This is a genomic window from Arthrobacter sp. P1_B4, assembly GCF_056406555.1.
The window spans coordinates 1-21,640 of the sequence record NZ_JBFTZW010000056.1 but is presented as its reverse complement, the minus strand read 5'-3'; the positions used below and the strand labels follow the sequence as shown (position 1 = coordinate 21,640).

The window sequence follows — 21,640 nt, the reverse complement described above, 5'->3', positions numbered from 1 at the left end:
CTGCTCTGGGGACAGTGGCGGCGCGATGGCAATCACTTTCGCAACGTAGGCTTCGAGCTTGGCGGCGGCGAGGGCCTGTCGGGCAGCGTCGATCGCGACGGGGTCAGCGCGACGGGTGGCTACTCCGAGCTGGCTACGGGCGGAGAGGACTTTACTGGGCATGAAAAAGCTCCCGTGTGAAGACAGCACTTAGCTGTCATTTCACCGGGAGCTGTTTGGCCACTTTCCCCTATTGGGGCCCTGAATATTGCGGGCTGAGGTTGGCCGCTACCATTATGGCCTCGACACTAGCACCCAACGTCTAGGTTATGGAAATGCGGTAGCGGCCCTTGGCCCTGACGTTGGCGGTGGCTAGGCATTCGATGGCGGCCCGGAGGAGTTTGACGTCCTGGCGGGATGTGGTCCGGCCACAAGTACCGCACACTATGCTGTAGCTGTTTCCCCTGGGGCTATGTCCACTCTCGGCGGTTCCTGGACTGTCGGCGCCGACTTCGGGCTCGACGTGCATTTGCACATGGTCCGGTACGGGTTCGCCCTCGTCGATGTCGTTGCAGACCGCGAGCAAGATGGCCACCCCCGTACGGTGGCCTGAGCAGTAGAGCGGGATACGTGGAGCAGAAGCGTACGCACCTCTTTCCCTTGCGCGAACTAACTCGATCGCACCGGGGTTCGTCATTAACGCAGTGTACTCAGCTCCACTGCGTGCAGGAGCGCCTTTCAAGGTAAAGAAGTTCAATCGACTACATCTTCCATTCGATCGTCACCGTGTCAGGATCGAAGATCCGTCTGCCCCGGCCTGGAGGGTGCAACGTGATGGTTGCCAGCGCGTCTATGACCGCCCGCTGCTGGCTTGAGCGGAGCTTATCCCACTCGTTTCGGACATTCTCCGCCCTGATCAGTGGGCCGAGCAAGTCGACGCGGCCGGCGTCTGCCATGGCGTCCTCGGCCGCCGCAAGCTTCTCGTTGATGCGGGTTGAAGCTGCCCGGAGCTGCTGTGAGGTCAGCTCGCCTTCTGCGAAGTCCGTTGCCAGGGCAGTAAGGCGCTCGCGGAGAGCGGTGGCCTCCGCTCGAAGCTCAGGCAGGTCAGGGCTTGTTGTGTCTGTCAGCACGTGGGTAGCATCAGGCAGTGCGAGGCGCGCGGTGATCGTCCGGACAACACATTCCTCTACGGGGTCAGCCATCCTGGAGAAGTGGCCGGTAGATTCTGCGCAGCGGTAGCCGCGTACCCCGCGCCGAGCCGTGGCTCCGGCATGGATCTTGCCACCACAAACTCCGCACCGTCCAATCCCTGACAGCATGTACTTCGCCGCGCTTGGCGTCTGCTGGCCTGCGCGGCGGGCGAGTATCGCTTGGGCGGCGCGCCATGTCTCCTCACGAACCAGTGCCGGCCACAGTGCATTGGCAACGATCTCTCCCTTGTGGGCCCTCTTGCCCATGTAACGGGGGCTGCTCAGTACGTCGCGGACGCTGGACCGCGTCCAGGGCGAGGGTTGCCCGGCGTTCTCTCCGCGCCGGGACTGCCCGGTCGTGAACCCCTGGCTATTCCACTCGCGGGCAATTTCGGCCAACGGCGTTCCGCCGAGGTACAGGTTGAACGCTGACGAGACGGCCGCTGCCTCATCGGGCCTGACTGTCATACCGTCACGGTCATAACCGAAAGGCCGCCGTCCGCCCGCTCGCTTGCCGGCGGCTGCTGCCTGTTCTGCTGCCCGGCGCTGTCGATCTGACTTCATCTCCACTTCCATGCGGGCAACGCTGCCGAGTGCGTCGGCGACAAAGCGGCCCGAGGCTGTCGAAAAATCCAGATCCGCTCCGTTCACCAGCGCGAGTTGGGCGTCTCTGTTGCGGCAGGCTTCGTACAGACGCAGCTCATCGCGGCGATTGCGCTGCAGACGGTCAAGGGACCATGCAATGACCACCTGGGCCCGGCCTGTGTCGACAGCCTCAAGTACGGCTTCGAAGCCGGGGCGGCGCTTACCCGTGTAAGCGCTGAGATCGTTATCTGTCTCTACCGCAACTATGGTCAGTCCGCGGTCGGCGGCCTTTCGCTCGCAGTCTTCGCGTTGTCGTGTGACTCCAAGCTGCTGCCCTGTTCGATCTTCACTGATGCGTAAATAAACAATGGCTTTCACGTACGCAAAAATAGCCTACTGCGCCTCGCATGGACCCTTGCGGACCTGTCCCGGCACGACGTCCCCGACGCAGACGACGTCGGGCAGGCGCTGGGCCTCCGGCAGGCCGCCGCGGTCTCACCCTGAGCCTGCCGGCACGAAGCCCACCCCAGCCGTGCGAAAGGAACCACCATGATTGATGACGAACGAATAGCCCGCGCCGCTCTGGCCCGCCTGTTCGAGCCGCAGGACGCGGCGGCCCTGGCGCTGGTCCAGGCCGTGGGGGCGCAGGACGCCCTGCGGATTGCCAGCGGCGTGCTGGCCGCCGGTCCCGGGCTCGAACAGGAGATCACCGGAATCCTGGCGGACAGCGGGTCCGGCAGCGGCTGGTCCGGGCTCAGCGAGGCGCTGAAGCGTTGGGCCCCGCGCGTGCCCGACCTCGCCCCGGAGCGCGACCTGGCCACCATGCACCGGCTCGGCGGACGCCTCATCATTCCCAGGGATGACTTGTGGCCGCGGCAGTTGGCGGACCTCGGACTGCAGGAGCCCCTGTGCCTGTGGTGGCGCGGCGTGGAACAGGAGCTGCCCCCGGCGGCCCGGATCGTAGCCCTCGTGGGTTCCCGGGACAGCACCAGCTACGGAGCATCGGTGACGGGCGACCTCGCCTACTCGCTGGCCCAGCGCGGCTTCACGATCGTCTCCGGCGGGGCCTACGGGATTGATGCCCACGCCCACAGGGCGGCCCTGGCCGGAAGCGCGGACGGTGTGCCCACCATTGCCGTCATGGCCGGGGGAGTGGACCGCTTCTACCCCGCCGGCAATGAGGACCTGCTGCGGACCGTGGCGAACCGCGGCGCGGTCCTGGCCGAGGTTCCGCCCGGGTCCGCTCCCACCCGCTACCGGTTCCTTCAACGGAAGTGGCAAATATATGCATCGATCCGTTTACACGGCCTCAGCGCACACGTTGTCGAGGGGCATGCGGCCACCGGCCAATCGGAAGGGCCTACGTGACAAATGCAGGTGACGCGCGAAAAGAGTCCCTCCAGCATTTATAAAGTCGTCTGATGTTAATGCGAGGATTCATGCATGACCGCAAAATCAACTCCCCGCACTGCCGTTGCTGCGGATACGAAGCCAAAGAAGGTCTTCGTGGTGTCACCAATCGGCGCACCAGGAACAGACATTCATCGGAAGGCCTCATATGCGCTGAAGTACATCTTCCGCGAGGCGCTCAAGGGCGAAGAGTGGGACGTTCACCGCGCTGATGAAGGAAAAAGCCCGGACTCGATCGGCCAGCACGTGATCAAGAGGCTCTTTGAATCAGATCTCGTGATCGCCGATCTTACTGGGCACAATCCGAATGTCTTTTACGAGCTGGCCATAGCTCACGGCTGGCGCAAGCCCGTCGTGCACCTAATCAGCAAGGGTGAGAAGGTGCCATTCGACATCGTCGACCAGCGCACCATCTTCTACGACATCACAGACCTGGAGTCTGTTGAAGAGGCCGTAGTGACTCTTCGTGAGTATGCCGAATACGCTCTTGAGCACGTCGACGAGCTCGTAAATCCACTGACCAGCTTTGAAATGTTCAGCCAAATCCGGGCGGACCAGGCTGACGGTGGGGATGCCGTGGCTGACGCCTTGGAACAGGTTGTAGCTCGTCTCTCCCGTATGGAGAGTCGCATCGGGGGAAGGGTCGACCCGCGTTATCAAATGGAATTCGCGGTGGACAACGAGACTTACGCTTTCCCTCCTGCTGAATTCGCCGACGCTGTATCCCGCTATGCATTGTTCCTAACTCGGAGCGAGCGAGCGACCGCAGCGGGCGACACGGATAGGGCGGATGCTATGAACGCCGAGTTGGAAAAGATTCTGCATCGAGTGCCACCTTCACGAAGAAATGAGCTGAAAGCTCGGGCAATGGCGCGCCATGAGAGGCGAAGCCGAGCTATGGAGCCTTCCGAGGCTAATTAGTGAGACATGCAGAAAGGCCCCTCTCRCRGCCCAGGGCGTAATGCCTGGGCTGTGAGAGGGGCCTTTTGTTATGGGCGGGGAGGGCGGGTTACGAGGCCGCGTCAGCGCGAGCGGTAAGCCAGGCTTCGTGCCGGGCGTTCAGCTTCGTGCAACGCCGACAACGGCTGTTCAGGCGTCCGCCTGGGCGGGTCCGGAACTGCGACCGAAGCCTGGGCCCGCACTGGGCGCACTCTTTGAGCTCGGTAGGGGCGTCGGACATTTAGCCGTTCTCCTTCAGGGTGGATGCGTAGTGTTCGGCCGTCCGCTGGGCCAGGCGGGCCACGGCGCCCGCGTGGGCGTCGATCACGTCCKGGCCGCGCCCGCGAGCCGCCTCACGCGAGCGGGCGACGTCCGGGTCGTCCGAGATCGCGTCGAAGGTAGCCCGGAGGACTCCAGAAGACGCCAGGGTGACGGGGTTGACGGGGATCGAGGCGAGCCCGTCGAGGAAGTGGAAGTCGCCAGGCTGGCCGACCTGGGCCCGGGCCTTCGTCTTGCGGCCCGCCATTAGTTGCGGCCGCCGTACTTGCGATCTCCGGCGCCGTAGGTGCCTCGGCTTCGTCCTCGGCGCTGGGGCTTGTTGTCCTCTTCGTCCGGGAGGCGGAGCGAGGCGATCAGGCGGGAGAAAACGATCTGCTGTTGGCGGCCTTCGACGATCGCCGGGTGCGCTTTGACGCCCTGGGGGCTCGTGATGGTGACGCCTTCGGCGCGGACGACGGCGTCGAGGGCGTCGAGGCGGTCTTTCACGCGGCAAGCCTCGACCAGGAGGACGGCCTCCTGGCTTTCAAAGTCGAAGGAGTCGAAGAGCTCGTTCCAGAGGGCCAGACCAGCGTCGCCGAGGTCGGCCGGGGGTGGGGGTGTGGGGGTTTCGGGGTCCAAAATGGGGCCTTTCGTTTGAGGGGCCGGAAATAGGGCTGTTTGTTTCAGATCAGGTCGACGGGCAGAAGCTAAGCCTCCTCGGGCTGGGAGGGAGGGGGAGGGGGGAGTCCTTCCCCAGGTCCTAAAGTTCGCCGTCGTCCGGGGGAGGTGCCGGTCGGGTAGTCCTGGACAGAATTGTCAGTGCCGGGAAGTAGGCTGTCGCCAGTGCAGACGCACTAATGAGTCATKGTCTAAGGGGAAGCTGTAATGACAGAAGCTGTTGAACTTACCGATGAGCAGAAGCGTGCACAGGATGAGCGCATCATCGATGAGCGATCCTCGTCGGACGCCGAACTGCAAACCTTGGTGGATCTGATGTTTGGTAGTCAGGACGAAGGGGTGGACGCCTCATTCGGCATTACGTTGTCGCTGCCCAGCGGGGTTATTTCAGGGATGGCAATTACGCGGGAGGCGTGGACGCGACGGTTGAACGACCTGCTGCGGGCCGCCGGTTCTGAGAAACTTGCAGAAGCGCGCGAGCTCATCTTCGATGCGGTCGAGCCGAAGCGGAAGGAAGCATGGGCAGCCCTGGACGAGGAAGGGCGTCCCACACCGCCGCGCCGATTCATACACCTGAAGGACGCTGAGCTCCAGTCCGGGGGCAAGGTCTTCAGGTTGAAGAACACTCGCGTGGACCTGGCGCAAGTCAGCGCGTGGGAGCTCGGTTCCTGGACGACGCCGCCCGTCGCGGACTAGGCGCCGTGAGTCTCCCGCCCTCGGGCCGCGCGGTATTGCAGGGCGGGCGACTCAGGTAGTCTCGCCGTCCGCGTAAGCGGACGGTGTTCGGACGGAGCCGACGAAGCCGCCAGTCCGGCCTGTTGCCGCGCGCAAGATATGGGAGATCTCCCGGCGCGTCAGGTAAACGCCGGACGTGTCGGTCAGACCGACGGCGTGCTCGCCTAGCGACTCTTGGTTCATGCCACGAGGGTTTTCAAACTCGCGACGGGCCGCCTTCAGGACGACCAGCGTCACAACGGCCGGGGCGGCAGTCCGCCAGGGGTCGCCGACGGCGGTCGATACCTCAGCGAGCGCCAGCGTCGCGGCGTCGTCGAGAGCGGCGGTAGCGCGGGCCAGGTCCTCACCCAGGAGGGCGCCGGACGGGATGCCCAGGCGGGTCTCCAGCGCGGCGACTGGAGGGGGTAACAATGTCATGGTCAGTCCTATCAGTAGACCCAGCGCGGGATGCGGTGGGAGGGGCCGGGGTCAGGCATGGGGGCGGGCCGGGGCGGCATGGCGTCCAGGACCTCGCCGATGATCCAGCGCTTCGTGTGGGCTATCCGCTCGTCCTCGGAGAGTGCCAGCCAGGCGTCAGCGGTGAAGGGGTCTCGAAGCTCTGCGGGCGCCGACGACGCGCGCTCGTCAGTGAAGGGGCGGGCCAGGTCGTAGCCCTCGTTACGGCGTTCCCGGAAGAGGTACTCCCACTGGCGCCGCGAGCGGGGCCGGACGTCGGTCACTTCGCGGCCTCCAGAGTGGGGGCAACGGGGCAGGGAGCGGGGGCGCCGTCGCGGGCGGCATAAGCCTTGGCCGCGAGCCCCAGGTGGAGGTCGCACTTATAGCGCTCGCCGACCGGCTCCTCGCATCCGCGAGCCTCACAGACGCCCGTCTGGATCGCCTGGGTGCGGAGAGCATGATTAGCGCCGCGACGGCAATTCAGGCAACGCGCCTGGGGCCTCCAGGTCTCGACAGAGTCGTGACCCTCCTTGAAGTGGTCCTCCGGCCAGCAACGCTTACAGCGCGGGCACCGGAGGAAGCCTGGGCGCTCGATGAAGGCAGGGGTGGTCTTCTTCTCGACGGCGGCCCAGACGATCTCCGGGTCGGCGTCGGACGGGATATTACGGACGTGGATCTTGGTGGTCATGTAGAGCTCCTGGGGGTCGGGATGGGTTAGGACGCGCTGGCTGCGCGCGCCGGACGGTAAATGAAGGTGCCTTGGAACTTGCGAGGCTCGCCCCAGCGCGCCGAAGCGGCCGAGCGGAGATCAGTGGTGGAGAGGGAGAGGTTGCCAGGGTGCCCAGCGGCCGCGTAGAGGCCAGGGAGGGCGCTCCGGAGGAGCTTGTCCTCGCCGTCCAGGGACGCCCAGAACGGCTCCAGGAGGTCCTCCAGGGGGAAGACGTCCAGGTCCGTAGGGGCCGGGAGAGCGGCGCGGAGAGCCTTCAGGAGAGCCGCCCTGGCGCCGGACGACGCCTTCACGTCGCGGGCAGTGACGGCCAGGGCCGCGCGGTGGTCGCTCCAGGTGTCGGAGTAGCCGGTACGGTCCAAGGCGAGCGCGTTAGGTGCGTCCAGGGCGGCGCGGAGGCCCTTCGCCAGAGCACGCGGACCGATGGACGTCGCCAGGAAGAGCTCCTCAGCGGATTCGTAGTCGGTGGTCCCCGCGTGGGCGGCGGCCTGGAGGCGGTCCGTCTCGTCGTCGAGGACGCCGAGATCGGCAAAGAGGCGGGTCGAGCGGGGAACCGAGGGGGCGAGCTCCTCGGCGGCCTGGGCCAGGACCGAGGAAGCCATACGCGCCGCCTCGTGCTCGTCGACGTGCTCGTCGAGGACGACGAAGCCGAAGCTACGGCGGTAGGCCAGGCCACGGCGGGCCAGGTCCTCGGCGAGCTCTCGGATCGGCAGGAGGCCGACGGGGAAGGCTCCACGGCGGATAGCGGCGAGCGGGGGGAGCGGGGAGGGGCTGGCGGACGGCGCGGCCGTCCAGTCCAGGAGAGAGCGAGTCATGGCGGGGGGGTCCTTCGGGGGTTGGGGCGGTGCCAGGGGCTAGAGGAGCGAGCCAGGGCTACCGGGGAGGCTTCAGGGCACTACGGCCGCTGGCCGTCAAAGAGGCGGAGCCTCTCCGGCGTTTTTGCAGTAGCTATTAAGCGGCAAGCTCGAAAGGCAAAGTGCCCCTTGATGCCCCTTGCGTGCCCCTCGTTTAAGCCCTAGATCTAGCGGAAAGGGGCAAAAGGGGCATGAGGGGCAGCTATGTAGAGAGAACAAGTAGATTGAAGTCAGAACTAGGTACTAAACGTCATTCCGTCACGCCGAGAAGGACCGCCGCTTCGCGGGCCAGGGCAGAGAGGACGCCCTCGTCCGCGCCGTCAGCGAGGGCCTGGCTCTGGCGGATCAAGAGATCCTGGGTCAGCGCGGCGCGGGCCTCCGCGAGCTCCTGGGCGACGGCCTGGCGGCGACGCATGGCCTTGTGTTTACACGCGGCGGCGCAGTACATGGAGCCGAGGCGGCGGGCCTCGTAGTCCGCACGGCAGACGACGCATTTTTCGATCAGGGGCATGGGTGCCTTTCAAGGTCTCGCGACCCGCAGTAGGTAAAAGGGGGGGCCGGAGCCCCTCCTGGAAAGGAAGGGCCCCAGCCTGCAAACTAGGCGGCGGTCAGTACGCGAACGACGCCGCCGTTAGCTACGAGGGAGATCGTGCCGTCCTCGTTGTCGACGGCGAGCGGCATTGCCTGGGCGCCGACGAAGCTGGAGACCAGCGAGCGGTCGGCCGCGACGGTGCCGTCGAAGCTGCGGATGTAGCGGAGGGCGAAGCCGCCCTCGGATACGGAAGCGCCGAACGGGGCGCCCTGGGGCACCTGCGGGGCGCGCACGACGAGGGCGAAGGCTTCGCGGACGAAGCCGACGATCTCGTCAGCGGCGAGGCGGGTCGACTCGACCACGAGGAAGCCTCGGACCTTGCCCTTGTCGTCTATCGCGTCGGCGTCGAGGAGGTCGCCGTAGACGGCGGAGCCGACGGCCGCGACGAGCGGGGCGTCGGTGGAGACGCCGTTGTCGCGGAGGGCCTTCCGCATCTTGGTGAACGTCTTCGCCGGCTCGGAGGCGGTGTAGGTGATCGAGGTCGTCTCCGGGGTCGCCTTCATGGCGGCGGCGACGGTCTTCTCGATGTGCTTCACGATCGCCGTTGCCTGGGGGCGGAGAACCTGAGTCGAGAATTCCTGGATCTCCAGGTCGAGGTCGCCCTCGCTCAGGACGACGTTGTCGTAGACGTGATCCGTCAGGGTTACGTCGATCGACTGTTCGGCGATCTCGTCGGAGACGAGCGGGGTCGAGGTGTCGTAGATTCCGCGAGTCTGGGCGGCAACGGCACCCGGCACGCGGACCTTGATGGTGTTGCCTCGGCCAGCGGAGAAGTCCGCCTCGAAGTCGCGGAAGACGTGAGCCGAGAGGTTCATGTCTTCGCCAACGATATTGGCAGCAACGCGGGCGAGGTTTTCTGCGGTCAGAAGAGTGTTAGGCAAAATGTGCTCCTTATTGAGCGGCGAAGGGAGGGTTGTCCGCACTGCGGAGACGCTCTTCGGCCGGACCTGCCGGGCGAGGATTGTCTAAGGGCGCGCCATTGGGGCGCTGGGGTTTTGCCTGGGCGCGAGAACCTGCTCGCGGGCGGCGTCCGGCCGTCGAAGAGACGACGGCGCGGGGAATCATATGGAGGGGGGAGGCGGAAGCCGCCAGGTGGGCTCGACACGCGACTCATGGCAATAAATCGAGTGGAGCGTCGCCTGGCGACCTCCAGCGTTGCGCACATAGGACCCCCCCGTGTCCGCAACGCACCCGCCGCCGAAGGGATAACACGGCGGGAGAATTGGGCCCTCGGCTGGACGCTCTGCGCGCGGCAAAGTGAGGCGCGGCGTCCGGCCGAGGGGGTTGAGGGCAAGCTGAGCTCTACCCTCTACTAGAGGAGATTGAAGGTTTTAGTCGTCCAGGTGACGCCGAGCCAGGCGGGCGGCGACGGCCTTGCGGACCAGGGCCTCACGGCCCTCGCGGGAGAGCTTCGCGAGGCTCTCAGAGGCGGCCTGGCGGGCCTCCTCGCGCTCCTCTAAGATCAGGGCGCGCTCAACCTGGAGGAGCTTCCTATGGACGCTTTCGGCCTTCTCCCAGCGGTCGACGGCGGCCATGAGGCCCTTGCCGTGGACGTCGTCGAAGGCGCCAGAGACGGGGACGACGTTCTCCTCGAAGGAGATCTCGTCGGAGGCGTACCTGGGGGACGCCCAGGAGACGGAGTCGGAGCGGTCCGCGACGAGGCGGTGGGCCTGGCGGAAGCGTTCGATCCGGTAGTTCAGATTCCGGCGGTTGACGTAGAGGCGGCGGCACTCGCCTGGGTGGGCGACGGCGGGGCGGCCACGGCCAGGCTTGCGGGGTGGGAGCGGGTCGCCGCAGTTGCGGCAGGGTGTAGAGGTCATTTGGGGGGTCGATTCTGGCGGGTTAGGGGGTATTAGAGGAGGGGGCTCTCATAAGAGGAGGGGGACGAGGAGGCGTCTGCTACTCACAGAGTTCTCCCCATGTTGTAGAGGGCCGGGGGCGGGCTCCTGCTCACCCTTCGGGCGACGAGTTGGGGGCGGGGGCCGTCAGTGACGAAGTGACGTTCGAGGGGCTCCCCGGCTTTTGTTGTTAGAGAAGAAGAACTCTTAACAACTAATCCAGGGAACGCCTCTAAACGTCACTTCGTCATCGGAAACGTGACTCCCGGCGTCGGAAATGCGTTTACACGTTCCCGCACGCGGCGCCAGCGGCGTCTCCGGCGTTTACACGCGGGCACGACAAAGCCCCGCCGACGCCGAAGCGAGGACGGGACTAGTGGGTCGGGCTACAGGCGGGCGGCCTCGGCGCGGACGATCGCTTCAGCGGCGCCGAAGGCGGCGGAGGCGTCGTCGAGGACCATAGGCGCCTCGTCTGGGCCCCAGCGGGGATGCCGGGGGGCGGGCTCGTCGGCGTTGTCGTAATAGCGGGCGTCCTGGGCGGCGTCGGGGTTCAGGTGGACGGCCAGCTTGTGCTCAATCCACACGCGGGAAAGATCCCGGCCGGGGCGGACCTCTATATAGAGGAGTGCCCGGACGATCTCGCGTTGCTTGTCGAGGTCGAGCTCGTCGAAGCGGGCGAGGACGGTCTCCTTCATCTCGGCGTACTCGTGCATCTCGAAGGACGGCTTCACGATAAGGCCCTGGGCGATCTCCTGGAGGGCAGACGCCGAACCCTTCTCCGTCCTGGCGCGCTCCAGTTCCACCTCAATAGCCTCGCGGGCGTTCCGCAGCTCGATCAGGCGGGCGCGGGCCATGTTCACCGGGACCAGTCCCTCGTCGCGGTCGGCGATCGTCGCGGCGACGTTGGCCGTGTTCTTCTCGTGCGCCGCGATCAGCGCGGAGACGCTGGAGCCGTTCGCCGACGCCGGGAAGAGGGAGGGGCCGCCAGAGATAAACGCCTTCGCGATCTCGTCGCGGACTCGGGGCTCCAGGATCTTCTTCAGGATTGAGACGTGACCAGGATGCGGCTTGCAGAGGTACGAGCGCATGTAGGTCATGGGGTGGCCGCAGACTCCGCAGTGTGCAAGGCCGGAGAGCAAGTGCCGGGGCTTAGGGCCGGGGGAGGTCTTCCGGGAAGGGTCGGAAAGGATGGCGACTACCTCGGCGGCGAGCTCGGCGTCAACGATTGGGACGACGACGCCGGACTCGATCACGGCGCCCAGGTGGCGGACGCTCCCGGCGTAGTGGGGATTCTTCAGAATGTCAGCGACGCGGCGTGAGCTCCACTCCTTGCCCGGCGCCGGGCTGACGCCCTCGGCGGTGAGCCACTTCGTAGCAGAGCGGAGCGAGCCGCCCTCGGCGACGTGGGCGAAGAGGCGCCGGACGACGACGGCCTCGGCCTCGCGGGGCGTGACGCCGTCAGTCTCGTAGCCGTACCGGCGACGGCCAGGGACGGGACGGCCGCCAGCGGTGCGGGACTCGTTCGCCCGTTTCTGACGCTCTGACTTGCGGCGGACCTCGAAGCGGGCGATACCGGCGAGCATAGTCGCGCGGAACTCGCCGTCGGCGGTCGTGAGGTCGATCTCGCCGTCGACGGTCAGCACGCGGGCGCCGGAGTCGGTAATCTCGATTAGGTCGCGAGTGGAGCGCAGGAGCCGGTCCAGGTCGACGGCGACGACGACGTCGGCGACGCCGTTGCGGAGGTCCTCCAACATCCGGTGCCATGCCGTGCCGGGGCCTCGGCGCTTTGCGGCGCTCGTGTCGTTGTCCTCGTAGAGGCGGCCGACGGTCCAGCCTCGGGCCTCGATCAGTGAGGTGCACCGCTTCATTTGGTTGGTAATGCCTTCGGCGACGTCTTCGGATTGTCGGGCGTATATCGCGGCGGTGGTGGTCATACATCTATTCTACGTTTCTGCCAGCGGAACCGGCTCATTGCGGCGTTGGCCTCCGTCACGGTCGTGGTCGAGGCCCGGTGGCGCTCCGGCGCCCTCAACACGGCCCACCATGCCGAAAGCCTGGGCAGGGCCGTGGGCGCCGTGCCCGGTTCCATCCACAGCGCCAACTCCGCCGGCTGCCACCGGCTTCTCCGTGAAGGCGGCGCGGTATGCGTCACGGATGCCGGGGAGATCGCCGAGCTCGCCTCCCCGAGCGGCGAGGCGATGCCCCCGGACAAGGCAGGCCGGTCTGAGGCCCACGATGGCCTGACCCTGGAGGACCTGATCCTGCTCGATTCCCTGCCGCTGCGGACCACCACCTCGGTCGAGAAGCTGGGCGCGGTGGCCGGGCTGAGCCCGGACTCGGTCCGCGCGGGTCTTGGCCGGCTCGGGCTGCTGGGGCTGGCCGAATCCCGGCACGGCGGCTGGAAACGCTCCGGGAAGGCGGACTGAGATGGCTTGCTTCACCGGGAAGAAGCGGCTCGCCGACCGGCTCCTTGAATGCCGGGGGAATACTGCCAGAGTAAGAGGGTGTCTACACAGGATCCCCCCGCTGCCCCGCCCGCCGCGCCCGACGGCGATATCCAGCTCGCCGCCGCCCGCTTCGGCCGTTACCTGGAAGCGGAACGGGGCAGGTCCGCCCATACCGTGCGGGCCTATCTCTCCGATGTCGAAAGCCTGCTCGCGCACGCCGCAACCGAGGGCGTCCACGACCTTGCCGGGCTGGAGCTCGGGACCCTGCGGCGCTGGCTTGGCGCCCAGAGCGAGTCCGGGAAGTCCCGCGCCACCCTGGCCCGCCGCGCCGCCACCGCCAGGGCCTTCACCGCCTGGGCTGTCCGTGAGGAGCTGATCGAAGCCGACCCGGCCCTGCGGCTCAAGGCGCCAAAGCGGGAGAAATCCCTGCCCGGCGTCTTGCACCAGCAACAGGTCCGGCGGCTCGTGGACGACGCCGAATCCGCCTCGGCCGAGGGGGAACCGCTGGCCTTGCGCAACCGTGCCATGGTGGAGTTGCTCTACGCCACCGGTGTCCGGGTTGGCGAGCTGGCCGGCATGGACGTTGACGACCTCGACCCGGACCGCAGAACCCTCCGGGTGCTCGGCAAGGGCAACAAGGAACGCACGGTGCCCTACGGGCTGCCGGCGGCGCTCGCCGTCGACGACTGGCTCCGCCGCGGCCGGCCGGCCCTCGCAACCGGGACCAGCGGCCCGGCGCTCTTCCTGGGCGCGCGCGGCGGACGGGTGGACCAGCGCCAGATCCGCAGCGTGGTCAAGGAGATGCTGGAACGGCTGGGAGACACCGCCGCCACCGGGCCGCACGCCCTGCGGCACTCTGCAGCGACCCACCTGCTCGACGGCGGGGCCGATCTGCGCGCCGTGCAGGAAATCCTCGGACACAGCAGCCTTGCCACCACCCAGATCTACACCCACGTGTCCGTCGAGAGGCTCCGGCAGAGCTACCAGCAGGCGCACCCCCGGGCCTGAGGATCGCCGGCCGGTCGCGTCCGGCCGGCCGGAAAGGCGCACAAGTCGGCCCGGATTCCTGCCCGGGATTCCGCCCGAATACCCGCCCAGGCCCAAGCGGACCAGGGTCCACCTGCGGGACTGCCGAAGCATGCACGGCGCGCCGGAAAAGACGCGCCGAATCGCACTGGCGTAATGAGGAGGGGTAGGGCAGAATAAAACTCACGCCCGGGAAGTTTCAAGTTGAACTTGAAGCTGGAATGCACTACGTCCCAGCTTTGAACCCGGTTGTATATTAGTAGTCTGGCAGGGACCGCCGGCATAAATTCGGATCCGCGCAACAGACAGACATCCAGGCACAGGTCGTTGGGGAAGACGTACCTACAGCTATGGAGGATGGAATGTCTGTTGCACTGACCCGAGGTGTGTTGTTCGTTCACTCGGCCCCGACTGCCTTGTGCCCCCACGTCGAGTGGGCCATAGGGTCTGTCGTGGACAAGCGGACGGACTTGGAGTGGACCGCTCAGCCTGCCGCGCCCGGAATGTTCCGGGCCGAGCTGTCGTGGACCGGAACGCCGGGCACGGGGGCTCAATTGGCGTCCGCTCTGCGAGGCTGGGCGCACCTGCGCTATGAAGTCACTGAGGAGCCGAGCCAGGGGGTGGACGGCGGCCGCTGGTCGCACACCCCGGAGCTCGGGATCTTCCACGCCACCACTGACGTCCACGGCAACATCATGGTGTCCGAGGACCGCATTCGTTACGCCTACGAATCCGGCGCCGGCGACCCCTCGGCCGTCTACCACGAGCTCTCCCTCGCCCTGGGCGAGGCCTGGGACGAGGAACTCGAGCCGTTCCGGCACGCCGCTGAAGGCGCCCCCGTGCGCTGGCTCCACCAAGTCGGCTAGGGCCTCAACGGGCGCACCACCGCAGTAATTCCATAGCTAGGCGCCAAAAAAGCAGATGGCGGCAATGTTCACGAAGAACATTGCCGCCATCTGCCGTCCCGGCGTGCTGCGGGCGTGCTGCTGGTCGTGCAGCTACACGCTGCGTACCGCGATCACGGCGTTGTGGCCGCCGAAGCCGAACGAGTTGCTCAGTGCGGCGATGCTGCCGGCTGGCAGGTCGCGGGCGGTCGTGACGACGTCGAGCGGGATTTCGGGATCCTGGTTTTCGAGGTTGATAGTCACCGGCGCCTTGCGGTCATAGATGGCCATGACGGTCAGCACGGCCTCTACGGCACCGGAGGCGCCGAGCAGGTGCCCCATCTGGGACTTGGTGGCCGAGACCGCTACCGAGTCCACGTGCTTGCCCAGGGCGGCCTTGAGGGCCGCGTACTCGGGCTTGTCTCCGACCGGAGTGGAGGTGGCGTGCGCGTTGACGTGCACGATGTCTTCAGGTTGGATGCGGCCATCGAACATCGCAGCCTTCAGCGCGCGGGTGGCGCCCAGGCCCTGGGGGTCCGGGGCGGTGATGTGGTAGGCGTCGGCGGTGACCGAGGTGCCCGCCAGTTCGGCGTAGATCCGGGCGCCGCGGGCCAGGGCGTGTTCCTCGGCCTCAAGCACCAGGGCACCGGCGCCCTCGCCCATGACGAAGCCGTCGCGGTCACGGTCGTAGGGGCGTGAGGCGTGCTCGGGATCGTCGTTGCGGCGTGAGAGGGCCTGCATGGAGGCAAAGGCGGCGATCGGCATCGGGTGAATGGCGGCTTCGGCGCCGCCGCACACGACGACGTCGGCCTTGCCGGCTCGGATCAGGTCCAGGCCCACGTGCACGGCCTCGGTGCCGGACGCGCAGGCGGAAACGGGGGTGTGGGCGCCGGCGCGGGCACCCAGGTCCAGGCTTACCGCGGCGGCCGGGCCGTTGGGCATCAGCATGGGTACGGTCATGGGCAGGACGCGGCGGGGACCCTTTTCGCGCAGGGTGTCCCAGGCATCCAGGAGGGTCCAGACGCCGCCGATGCCGGTCGCGAAGGCGACCGCCAGACGGTCGTGGTCGATTTCGGTGATGCCGGAGTCGGCCCACGCCTCGCGGGATGCGACCACGGCGAACTGGGTGGACGGGTCCATGCGCTTGGCCTCGACCCGGGTCAGGACGTCCAAGGCAGGGGTGGAGGCGCGTGCGGCGAAGTGGACGGGCAGTTCGTACTTGGCCACCCAGTCGTCCTCAAGCGTGTGCGCGCCGGAGACGCCCTTGAGCGCGTTCTTCCACATTGTGGGGACATCGCCGCCGATGGGTGTGGTGGCACCCAGACCGGTAATGACTACTTTGCGTGCCATGGGATCACTCTCTGTCGGTGCGCCTGCCGTATCCGGAACCGCGAATGGGATGGCCGGGGCCTGCGAGGGGAACTTTGGGGTGGTGCATTTCGTGGTGGTGCTGGTGGTCCGGTCCGGGCGCTGCTGCAGCGCCCGGACCGGGCACCGGGGTCCGCCGATACTGGCGGAAGCCAGACTAGGCCTGGGCGTTGGCGATGAAGCTGACAGCGTCGCCGACGGTCTTGAGGTTCTTAACCTCTTCGTCCGGGATGCGGACGCCGAACTTCTCTTCGGCGTTGACCACGATCGTCATCATCGAGATGGAGTCGATGTCCAGGTCCTCGGTGAAGGACTTGTCCATTTCGACAGCCTCCGCGGCCAGGCCGGTCTCTTCGTTGACGATTTCAGCCAGGCCGGCCAGGATTTCTTCGTTGCTAGCCATTGATGGCTCCTTTTCTGGTTGTTGCCCTCGGCTGCCGGTGGAATGCCGGCAGCCTAGGGGCGGAAATGATTCAAACCGAGGGTTCGGCTTGGTGCGGGAATGCTTGCGAGCACAGCATGCGGGGCGGGCCCTGAAATTGAAGGACATGCGGTGCAAGGGTGAAACGGGTGGAACGTATTTAGTTCGAAAAAGCGGTGGCTGCCTAAGGAAGCACGACCACCTGGGCGCCGAAGACCAGACCGGCTCCGAAGCCGATCTGCAGCGCCAGCCCGCCGCTGAGCTCGGGGTTTTCCTCAAGCAGGCGGTGGGTGGCCAGGGGGATGGACGCCGCCGACGTATTTCCGGCGTCGGCGATGTCGCGGGCGATCTTGACGGTCGCGGGCAGGTGCAGCTTCTTGGCCATCTCGTCGATGATGCGCATGTTGGCCTGGTGCGGGATGAACGCGGCGAGGTCCTCGGACCGGATGCCGGCGGCGTCCAGGGCCTGCTGGGCCACCTTGGCCATCTCCCACACGGCCCAGCGGAAGACAGTCTGGCCGTCCTGGCGCAGGGTCGGCCACAGGGATGCGTCGGTCACTGCCGCTTCCTCATCGCTGACGGCGGCGCCGTGCTTGCCGGTCAGCGCGAGCTCGCGGATGTCGAGCATGGAGTGGGTCATGCCGATGGCATCCCACTTGCTGCCGTCCGAACCCCACACCGAGGGGCCGATGCCGGGCGTGTCGGAGGGGCCGATCACGACGGCGCCCGCGCCGTCGCCAAGCAGGAAGGAGATGGTCCGTTCCGTGTTGTCGATGACGTCGGAGAGCTTCTCGGCACCGACCACAAGGACGTAGGAGGCCGCGCCGGAGCGCACCAGGGCGTCGCCCTGGGCGATGCCGTAGCAGTAGCCGGCGCAGGCCGCGGAGATGTCGAAGGCCGGGGCCGGCGTCGCGCCGAGTCGGTCGGCGAGGCTCGCTGCGGCGGACGGGGTCGCATACGGGTGGGTGACCGTGGAGACGATCACGGCGCCGAGCTGGGAGGCCTCGATGCCGGCCTTTTGCAGTGCTTCACGTGCGGCGCCCTCGGCCATGTCAATCACGCTGACATCGGCGGGCGCGCGGTGCCGGGTGATGATGCCCGTGCGCTGGCGGATCCACTCATCCGAGGAGTCGATCCACTGGCACACGTCCTCGTTGGTCACGATCACGCTGGGCCGGTAGGCGCCGACACCCATGATGCGGGTGTTTGCCTGCACCGGTGCCTGCTTCAGAGTGGGAACGCTCATGCCCCTCCCTCCAGTTCTGCAAATAGGGCCAGGGCCGCGGAAAGATCGTCCGGGGTCTTGACGGTGACTGTCTTGACGCCGGGCATGCCGCGCTTGGCCAGGCCCGCCAGTGTTCCGGCGGGAGCCAGCTCGATCACGCCGGTCACCCCGCGCTGCACCATCGTCTCCATGCACTGGTCCCAGCGGACCGGACGGGAGACCTGGGCGATCAGGCTGTCGACGGCGGCGGCGCCGTCGGTGACTTCCGCGCCGTCGAAGTTGGACAGCAACGGCACCTGCGGGTCCTTCGGGTGCAGCGACGGACGCAGGGCCTGCAGGGCTGCGCCCGCGGGGGCCATGTGCGAGGTGTGGAACGCGCCCGCGACCTTCAGCGGGATAACCCGGGCCTTGGCCGGCGGGTTCTCCGCCAGGGCCTTGAGCTGCTCCAGGGTGCCAGCGGCGACGGTCTGGCCGGCCCCGTTGACGTTGGCGGCCGTGGCCCCGGCGGCAGCAATGGCTGCCAGGACCTCCGCGGGGTCGCCGCCCACGACGGCACTCATGCCGGTCGGGGTGGCGGCAGCAGCGGCTGCCATACTGTTGGCGCGTTCGCGGACAAACGTCATGGCTTCGGATTCCGACAGGACACCGGCGAGGGAAGCCGCGGTGATTTCGCCGACGGAGTGGCCGGCAAGGATGACGGGAAGCGTGCCGAGTTCGACGTCGAACAGCGACTTTGCCGTCACCAGGCCCGCAGCGACGATCAGGGGCTGCGCGACTGCGGTGTCCTTGATGGTCTCCTCATCGGAGGTGGTGCCATGGGCGGTGAGGTCGATGCCTGCTATTTCGCTGAGGGAGGCCAGGAGGCCTGCGACGGGTGGCAGTTCCAGCCAAGGGGCCAGAAAACCAGGGGTCTGGGAGCCCTGTCCAGGGCAAACGATTGCAAGCACGTAACCAGCTTTCCAAATTACCGCGTGAACATTCGTGTTTTCATGCACCAAGCTCACTGGGTCAGTTTGTAGGAAGTCTACAACGGTTCAGGAGCCGTTGCGGGGAGGTTGCCGCTCCGTGGGGGCCTTCGGCGGGGCAGAAAGCCGGCCCACGACGAGGGCGGTCTGGAGCACGAACGCCTCCCGCGGCAGCAGCGGATCCCAGCCCGTGACGTCGCAGACGCGCTTGAGCCGGTAGCGCACTGTGTTGGCATGGACGAAGAGTTCCCGGGCCGTGGCCTCGAGTGAATGGCCCAGTTCGAGGTACGTGCCGAGGGTCTCCACCAGCCCGTTGGAGGCGGCCAGCAGCGGGCGGTAGATGTTCTTGACCAGCGAGCGGCGGGCGGCGTCGTCGCCGGAGATCACCCGCTCCGGGAGCAGGTCATCGGCCGCCACCGGGCGTGGCGCGGAAGGCCACGCGCGGGCCGCGGTGAGGCCGGCAAAGGCCGACTGGGCAGAGCCGCTGGCCTCGAGGAGGGACCCGGCCTCCGGGCCGTAGACCACCGGGCCGGGGGCAAAGAGTTCGCTGAGTTTCAGGTACGCGGTCTCCCGGTCGTGGACCCCGCCCAGGATCAGGATGAGGCGGTCGCCCTGGATCCCCACAAGGGCGTCCTCGGCGAAGCGCCCCGCTGTGCGCCGCAGTTCGCTGACGTAGCTGGCGCTTGGTTCGGACGGGGAATTCCCTACCATGACGGTGAAGCGCTCCTGTGCTTTCCAGCCCAGGGCCGCGATCCTGGACCGCAGCGCGTCGGTGTTTTCGCCGCGGAGGATGGCATCGACAATCAGGGCTTCCAGCCGGGTATCCCAGGAGCCGCGGGATTCCGCGGCGCGGGCATAGACGTCGGCGGCCGCGAACGCGACCTCCCGCGAGTAGCGCAGCACGGCCTCCCGGAGGGCCCCCTGGTCCGCTTCCGGGGCGATCACCGGGACCTGGTCCTCGACGACTTCCACGACGATCCGGATCAGCTGGAGCGCCTTCTGCAGGCTGATGGAGCGGGTCAGCTCGGTGGGCGCGGTACCGAAGACGTCGGAGAGGATCCACGACGGCGAACTCGGCCGTTCGTACCAGGTGACGAATGCCGCGATGCCGTTCTGGGCCACCATGCCCAGGGCGGAACGTTCATCCGAGTTCAGCCGGCCGTACCACGGCAGGGACTTCTCCAACTGGCGCAGCGTCGTCGTCGACAGCTGGCCCACGCTGGCCCGGAGCTTCTTAAGGGTTTCGGCTTTCTCCGGAGTCATCGCCCTCGAGCTCGGATTGCGTTTTTCGGGAGTGGTGATCGGCTCTGCCATGCATTGAGCATACGGTGCGGGCCGCCCAAGCTCCATTTGTGCGAAGGCTACAACTGCCCTTGTCCTGCATCACAGCGGCCCGCGGCAGTCCAGAGCGCCCCCCGGAGGGAGGCAGGAGGGGGTGGGGCGGTTAACGCCCGACGGCGGCCCCCACCTTTCGGTGGGAGCCGCCGTCGTACGTTCGCTCTTGCGCTGAAGCGCGGTTAGGAGTCGCCGCCCGCGTTGCCGGTGGTGCCGGCGTTCACGTTGTGCAGGCGGTACTTCTCGATGGCCTGGGCAGGTGCCTGGGCATCCACTTCGCCCCGGCGGGCCAGCATCTGAAGGGAACGGACCACAACCGAGTGGATGTCGTTCTTGAAGAAACGGCGTGCCGCGGCGCGGGTGTCGGAGAAGCCGAAGCCGTCCGCGCCGAGTGAGGCAAACTCGTTCGGCAGGAACTGGCGGATCTGGTCCGGCACGGCCTTCATGTAGTCGGTGACCGCCACGATCGGACCGGTGGCACCGGCGAGCTGCTGGGTCACGAACGGGACGCGGGCGGGCTGGCCGGGGTTGAGGAAGGAGTCCTCCTCGGCGGCCATGGCGTCGCGGCGCAGTTCGGTCCAGGAGGTCACGGACCAGACATCGGCGGAGACGCCCCAGTCCTCGGCGAGGATCCGCTGGGCTTCGAGGGCCCAGGGAACGGACACGCCGGAGGCCAGGATCTGCGTGCGCGGGCCGTCAATCTTGGCCGGCGCCAGCAGGTAGATGCCCTTGATGATGCCCTCCACATCGAGTTCCGCCGGTGCGGGCGGCTGCACGATCGGCTCGTTGTAGACAGTGATGTAGTACATCACGTTCCGCGACGGATCGTTGGCGGCAATTTCTTTCCCGGCTTCGCCGGGCCCATACATCCGGTTGAGGCCGTCACGCATGATGACGCCCATTTCGTAGCCGTATGCCGGGTCGTAGGTGATGACGGCCGGGTTGGTTGCCGCCAGCATGGGGGAGTGGCCGTCGGCGTGCTGCAGGCCTTCGCCGGTCAGCGTGGTGCGTCCGGCGGTGGCGCCGATGATGAACCCGCGGGTCATCTGGTCGGCGGCGGCCCAGAAGGAATCGCCGGTGCGCTGGAAGCCGAACATCGAGTAGAAGACGTAGACCGGGATGAGCGGTTCGCCGTGGGTGGCGTAGGACGTGCCGGCGGCGGTGAAGGCCGCCACGGACCCGGCCTCGTTGATGCCGGCGTGCACGATCTGGCCGGAGATGGACTCCTTGTACGCCAGGACGAGCTCGCGGTCCACGGAGAGGTAGTTCTGGCCGTTCGGGTTGTAGATCTTCGCCGTCGGGAAGAACGCGTCCATGCCGAAGGTGCGAGCCTCATCGGGGATGATCGGCACGATCCGCTTGCCGAACTCCTTGTCCCGCATGAGGTCCTTGAGCAGGCGGACAAAGGCCATGGTGGTGGCGGCGTGCTGCTTGCCGGAGCCGCGGTTGGCGACTTCGTAGACCTTCTCGTCCGGGAGCGTGACGTCGGCGTGCTTGGAGCGCCGCTCGGGGACGAAGCCGCCGAGTTGCTTGCGGCGGTCCATCAGGTACTGGATCTCGGGGGAGTCCATGCCGGGGTGGTAGTACGGCGGCCGGTAGAGGTCCGCTTCGAGCTGGTCGTCCGTGATCGGGATGCGCAGGTGGTCGCGGAAGGCCTTGAGGTCCGCGAGGGTGAGCTTCTTCATCTGGTGGGTCGCGTTGCGGCCCTCGAAGTGGGTGCCCAGGCCGTAGCCCTTGACCGTGTGCGCC

The 21,640-nt window shown here is 67.0% G+C and carries 22 protein-coding genes and 3 pseudogenes; 8 read left to right on the top strand and 17 right to left on the bottom strand.

The features are described from left to right. Positions 1-451: 451 nt before the first annotated feature. Positions 452-592, top strand: a complete 141-nt coding sequence (locus AC1D1W_RS15145) for a hypothetical protein (RefSeq protein ID WP_476944118.1) — start codon at positions 452-454, stop codon at positions 590-592. Between the two features lie 148 nt (positions 593-740). Here the strand turns inward: AC1D1W_RS15145 and AC1D1W_RS15140 are convergent, their stop codons facing one another. Further along, positions 741-2,132: a recombinase family protein gene (locus AC1D1W_RS15140; RefSeq protein ID WP_476944117.1), complete on the bottom strand. Its 1,392-nt coding sequence runs from the start codon at positions 2,130-2,132 to the stop codon at positions 741-743. A gap of 15 nt (positions 2,133-2,147) precedes the next feature. Between AC1D1W_RS15140 and AC1D1W_RS15135 the strand changes: the two are divergent. The 3 genes and pseudogenes from AC1D1W_RS15135 to AC1D1W_RS15125 all read left to right on the top strand — a co-directional run. After that, positions 2,148-2,258 (top strand): annotated as a pseudogene (locus AC1D1W_RS15135) (magnesium chelatase subunit ChlI family protein); the annotation flags it as partial. A 45-nt stretch (positions 2,259-2,303) separates the two neighbouring features. After that, positions 2,304-3,044, top strand: a pseudogene (locus AC1D1W_RS15130) (DNA-processing protein DprA); the annotation flags it as partial. Positions 3,045-3,197: 153 nt separating this feature from the next. Continuing rightward, positions 3,198-4,085 carry a hypothetical protein gene (locus tag AC1D1W_RS15125; RefSeq protein ID WP_476944116.1) on the top strand — a complete coding sequence of 296 codons (888 nt, stop codon included), beginning with the start codon at positions 3,198-3,200 and terminating at the stop codon, positions 4,083-4,085. A gap of 259 nt (positions 4,086-4,344) precedes the next feature. Here the strand turns inward: AC1D1W_RS15125 and AC1D1W_RS15120 are convergent, their stop codons facing one another. Then, on the bottom strand, positions 4,345-4,629 hold the full coding sequence (locus tag AC1D1W_RS15120) for a hypothetical protein (protein WP_476944115.1): 285 nt from the start codon (positions 4,627-4,629) through the stop codon (positions 4,345-4,347). Continuing rightward, positions 4,629-5,000: a terminase gene (locus AC1D1W_RS15115; RefSeq protein WP_476944114.1), complete on the bottom strand. Its 372-nt coding sequence runs from the start codon at positions 4,998-5,000 to the stop codon at positions 4,629-4,631. The genes AC1D1W_RS15120 and AC1D1W_RS15115 overlap by 1 nt, the downstream gene beginning before the upstream one ends. 246 nt (positions 5,001-5,246) lie before the next feature. On the opposite strand from AC1D1W_RS15115, the gene AC1D1W_RS15110 reads away from it, so the two are divergent. After that, positions 5,247-5,735: a hypothetical protein gene (locus AC1D1W_RS15110; protein ID WP_476944113.1), complete on the top strand. Its 489-nt coding sequence runs from the start codon at positions 5,247-5,249 to the stop codon at positions 5,733-5,735. Positions 5,736-5,786: 51 nt separating this feature from the next. Here AC1D1W_RS15110 and AC1D1W_RS15105 read toward each other — a convergent pair whose 3' ends face one another. The 8 genes from AC1D1W_RS15105 to AC1D1W_RS15070 all read right to left on the bottom strand — a co-directional run bounded on the left by AC1D1W_RS15105 (position 5,787) and on the right by AC1D1W_RS15070 (position 12,154). Beyond that, a complete protein-coding gene (locus tag AC1D1W_RS15105) occupies positions 5,787-6,191 on the bottom strand; it encodes a hypothetical protein (RefSeq protein WP_476944112.1) in 405 nt (134 codons plus the stop codon). Positions 6,192-6,202: 11 nt separating this feature from the next. Next, on the bottom strand, positions 6,203-6,493 hold the full coding sequence (locus AC1D1W_RS15100; protein ID WP_476944111.1) for a hypothetical protein: 291 nt from the start codon (positions 6,491-6,493) through the stop codon (positions 6,203-6,205). After that, a complete protein-coding gene (locus tag AC1D1W_RS15095; protein ID WP_476944110.1) occupies positions 6,490-6,897 on the bottom strand; it encodes a hypothetical protein in 408 nt (135 codons plus the stop codon). The genes AC1D1W_RS15100 and AC1D1W_RS15095 overlap by 4 nt, the downstream gene beginning before the upstream one ends. A 26-nt stretch (positions 6,898-6,923) precedes the next feature. Continuing rightward, positions 6,924-7,751 (bottom strand): hypothetical protein, encoded by an 828-nt coding sequence (locus AC1D1W_RS15090; protein ID WP_476944109.1) that lies wholly within the window; start codon positions 7,749-7,751, stop codon positions 6,924-6,926. Between the two features lie 289 nt (positions 7,752-8,040). Continuing rightward, positions 8,041-8,301 (bottom strand): hypothetical protein, encoded by a 261-nt coding sequence (locus AC1D1W_RS15085; protein ID WP_476944108.1) that lies wholly within the window; start codon positions 8,299-8,301, stop codon positions 8,041-8,043. Between the two features lie 86 nt (positions 8,302-8,387). After that, complete coding sequence (locus AC1D1W_RS15080) at positions 8,388-9,263, bottom strand: hypothetical protein (RefSeq protein WP_476944107.1); 876 nt, start codon at positions 9,261-9,263, stop codon at positions 8,388-8,390. Positions 9,264-9,713: 450 nt separating this feature from the next. Beyond that, entirely contained in the window at positions 9,714-10,202 is a 489-nt protein-coding gene (locus tag AC1D1W_RS15075; protein ID WP_476944106.1) for a hypothetical protein, read from the bottom strand. A 404-nt stretch (positions 10,203-10,606) separates the two neighbouring features. Continuing rightward, positions 10,607-12,154 (bottom strand): recombinase family protein, encoded by a 1,548-nt coding sequence (locus AC1D1W_RS15070; protein WP_476944105.1) that lies wholly within the window; start codon positions 12,152-12,154, stop codon positions 10,607-10,609. A 12-nt stretch (positions 12,155-12,166) separates the two neighbouring features. Here AC1D1W_RS15070 and AC1D1W_RS15065 point away from each other — a divergent pair. From AC1D1W_RS15065 to AC1D1W_RS15055, 3 genes and pseudogenes are all read left to right on the top strand, one after another. Continuing rightward, positions 12,167-12,646, top strand: a pseudogene (locus AC1D1W_RS15065) (DNA-processing protein DprA); the annotation flags it as partial. A gap of 78 nt (positions 12,647-12,724) precedes the next feature. Beyond that, positions 12,725-13,675: a tyrosine recombinase XerC gene (locus tag AC1D1W_RS15060; protein WP_476944104.1), complete on the top strand. Its 951-nt coding sequence runs from the start codon at positions 12,725-12,727 to the stop codon at positions 13,673-13,675. Between the two features lie 380 nt (positions 13,676-14,055). After that, entirely contained in the window at positions 14,056-14,559 is a 504-nt protein-coding gene (locus AC1D1W_RS15055; protein WP_026266435.1) for a DUF3145 domain-containing protein, read from the top strand. A gap of 132 nt (positions 14,560-14,691) precedes the next feature. On the opposite strand, the gene fabF is transcribed toward AC1D1W_RS15055, so the two are convergent. The 6 genes from fabF to AC1D1W_RS15025 form a co-directional block, all read right to left on the bottom strand. Further along, the gene (gene fabF, locus AC1D1W_RS15050) at positions 14,692-15,927 is read right to left on the bottom strand and encodes a beta-ketoacyl-ACP synthase II (RefSeq protein ID WP_028275211.1); all 1,236 of its coding nucleotides are present in this window, start codon (positions 15,925-15,927) and stop codon (positions 14,692-14,694) included. Between the two features lie 175 nt (positions 15,928-16,102). Continuing rightward, positions 16,103-16,348, bottom strand: a complete 246-nt coding sequence (locus AC1D1W_RS15045) for an acyl carrier protein (protein ID WP_243177177.1) — start codon at positions 16,346-16,348, stop codon at positions 16,103-16,105. A gap of 202 nt (positions 16,349-16,550) precedes the next feature. After that, positions 16,551-17,612, bottom strand: coding sequence for a beta-ketoacyl-ACP synthase III (locus AC1D1W_RS15040; RefSeq protein WP_476944103.1), 1,062 nt, complete (start codon positions 17,610-17,612; stop codon positions 16,551-16,553). Then, positions 17,609-18,538 carry an ACP S-malonyltransferase gene (locus AC1D1W_RS15035; protein WP_028275209.1) on the bottom strand — a complete coding sequence of 310 codons (930 nt, stop codon included), beginning with the start codon at positions 18,536-18,538 and terminating at the stop codon, positions 17,609-17,611. Before AC1D1W_RS15035 ends, AC1D1W_RS15040 begins: the two co-directional genes overlap by 4 nt. An 87-nt stretch (positions 18,539-18,625) precedes the next feature. Further along, positions 18,626-19,870, bottom strand: coding sequence for a PucR family transcriptional regulator (locus AC1D1W_RS15030; protein WP_279293836.1), 1,245 nt, complete (start codon positions 19,868-19,870; stop codon positions 18,626-18,628). 203 nt (positions 19,871-20,073) lie between these two features. Continuing rightward, on the bottom strand, positions 20,074-21,640 hold a 1,567-nt coding region (locus AC1D1W_RS15025; protein ID WP_476944102.1), incomplete at its 5' end, for a transketolase-like TK C-terminal-containing protein.

Bases quoted from the DNA above. Each gene is read 5' to 3' on its own strand.
- AC1D1W_RS15145 (WP_476944118.1), top strand. From the start codon at position 452: ATGTCCACTCTCGGCGGTTCCTGGACTGTCGGCGCCGACTTCGGGCTC.
- AC1D1W_RS15125 (WP_476944116.1), top strand. From the start codon at position 3,198: ATGACCGCAAAATCAACTCCCCGCACTGCCGTTGCTGCGGATACGAAG.
- AC1D1W_RS15110 (WP_476944113.1), top strand. From the start codon at position 5,247: ATGACAGAAGCTGTTGAACTTACCGATGAGCAGAAGCGTGCACAGGAT.
- AC1D1W_RS15105 (WP_476944112.1), bottom strand. From the start codon at position 6,191: ATGACATTGTTACCCCCTCCAGTCGCCGCGCTGGAGACCCGCCTGGGC.
- AC1D1W_RS15095 (WP_476944110.1), bottom strand. From the start codon at position 6,897: ATGACCACCAAGATCCACGTCCGTAATATCCCGTCCGACGCCGACCCG.
- AC1D1W_RS15090 (WP_476944109.1), bottom strand. From the start codon at position 7,751: ATGACTCGCTCTCTCCTGGACTGGACGGCCGCGCCGTCCGCCAGCCCC.
- AC1D1W_RS15085 (WP_476944108.1), bottom strand. From the start codon at position 8,301: ATGCCCCTGATCGAAAAATGCGTCGTCTGCCGTGCGGACTACGAGGCC.
- AC1D1W_RS15075 (WP_476944106.1), bottom strand. From the start codon at position 10,202: ATGACCTCTACACCCTGCCGCAACTGCGGCGACCCGCTCCCACCCCGC.
- AC1D1W_RS15070 (WP_476944105.1), bottom strand. From the start codon at position 12,154: ATGACCACCACCGCCGCGATATACGCCCGACAATCCGAAGACGTCGCC.
- AC1D1W_RS15055 (WP_026266435.1), top strand. From the start codon at position 14,056: ATGTCTGTTGCACTGACCCGAGGTGTGTTGTTCGTTCACTCGGCCCCG.
- fabF (WP_028275211.1), bottom strand. From the start codon at position 15,927: ATGGCACGCAAAGTAGTCATTACCGGTCTGGGTGCCACCACACCCATC.
- AC1D1W_RS15045 (WP_243177177.1), bottom strand. From the start codon at position 16,348: ATGGCTAGCAACGAAGAAATCCTGGCCGGCCTGGCTGAAATCGTCAAC.
- AC1D1W_RS15040 (WP_476944103.1), bottom strand. From the start codon at position 17,612: ATGAGCGTTCCCACTCTGAAGCAGGCACCGGTGCAGGCAAACACCCGC.
- AC1D1W_RS15030 (WP_279293836.1), bottom strand. From the start codon at position 19,870: ATGGCAGAGCCGATCACCACTCCCGAAAAACGCAATCCGAGCTCGAGG.